Below are 1,303 nucleotides of genomic sequence, written 5' to 3' on the forward strand. Positions count from 1 at the left end.
CCCCTCCTTCTCCCATGCCCCAGCGGATTACCAACATTCATGACAAGTTTGTAAAGGATTTACTTTCCCAAAAAGAACTGGCCATCGCATTTTTGCAGGAATACCTTCCCGGGGAAGTCGCACAGATCCTTGTTTTTGAGAGTCTTTCCTACCAAAATACTTCCTACCTGTCCAACAACCTCAAAGCCTCCTACGCAGATATGGTGTGGCGGGTTAATACAACCCTCGACTTTCCCCTGCAAATTTGTCTGTTGCTTGAACATAAAAGCTACATTGATCCGCAGGTAAATTTCCAGATTCTGGAATACCTCGCTCTTGCTTACCAAAAGCAATGGAAAGAAAAAAAGCCTTTGGAACTGATTGTACCTATTCTCTATTACCACGGAACGCAGCATTGGGACTACAAACCCCTGATCAGCCATTTTGAACAGTACCCACACTTCCTTCACAAATACCTGCCTGCTTACCTAACCGAATTCGTAAACTTACAGGCAATGAACGGACAGCATATTCAGCAGCTCAAACACGGACTCCTGAGAACGGCCCTGTCAATCCAGCGCTACTACTTTGACCATAAGGAACTTAACCACAACATCGAGCAAATCCTAGACAGCCTGAACCCCTACTTGGATTCAAACTTTATCGACGTTATATTTGTTTACTTACTGCAAAATGACCAACTCGACAAAGAGTCTTTTAAAGAAAAATTGCAAATATTACCACCCGATCTAAACAAAAAAGCCATGAGCATTTACGATGAACTCATTCAGGAAGGAATTGAAAAAGGAAAAGCCGAAGGACTGGCGGAGGGAATTGAAAAGACAATCCTCAATGCGTTTGATAACGGCATTAGCTTCGACATTATTCGGATGATTACTGGTGAAAGCGATGAGAAAATCAGGGATGTGTTGAAGAAAAATGGAAGGGGATAATCTCAACTCTCCCTGTTTGTTTCACATTCCCCTCCTTCTCCCATGCCCCAGCGGATTACCAACATTCATGACAAGTTTGTAAAGGATTTACTTTCCCAAAAAGAACTGGCCATCGCATTTTTGCAGGAATACCTTCCCGGGGAAGTCGCACAGATCCTTGTTTTTGAGAGTCTTTCCTACCAAAATACTTCCTACCTGTCCAACAACCTCAAAGCCTCCTACGCAGATATGGTGTGGCGGGTTAATACAAACCTTGACTTTCCCCTGCAAATTTGTCTGCTGCTTGAACATAAAAGCTACATTGATCCGCAGGTAAATTTCCAGATTCTGGAATACCTCGCTCTTGCTTACCAAAAGCAATGGAAAGAAAA

Annotated in this window: 2 protein-coding genes; both read left to right on the forward strand. The window is 43.1% G+C overall.

Features of this window, described 5'->3' with window-relative positions; all coding sequences use genetic code 11:
* Positions 1-932, forward strand: a 932-nt coding sequence (locus tag EZE20_RS23840) for an Rpn family recombination-promoting nuclease/putative transposase (protein ID WP_207104713.1), incomplete at its 5' end; no start/stop codon positions are given.
* A gap of 42 nt (positions 933-974) precedes the next feature.
* Positions 975-1,303: Rpn family recombination-promoting nuclease/putative transposase (locus EZE20_RS23845; RefSeq protein WP_165933575.1), on the forward strand; the 329-nt coding region annotated here is incomplete at its 3' end.

The organism is Arundinibacter roseus (assembly GCF_004348825.1).
In the GTDB taxonomy this organism is placed as follows: Bacteria; Bacteroidota; Bacteroidia; order Cytophagales; family Spirosomataceae; genus Arundinibacter; species Arundinibacter roseus.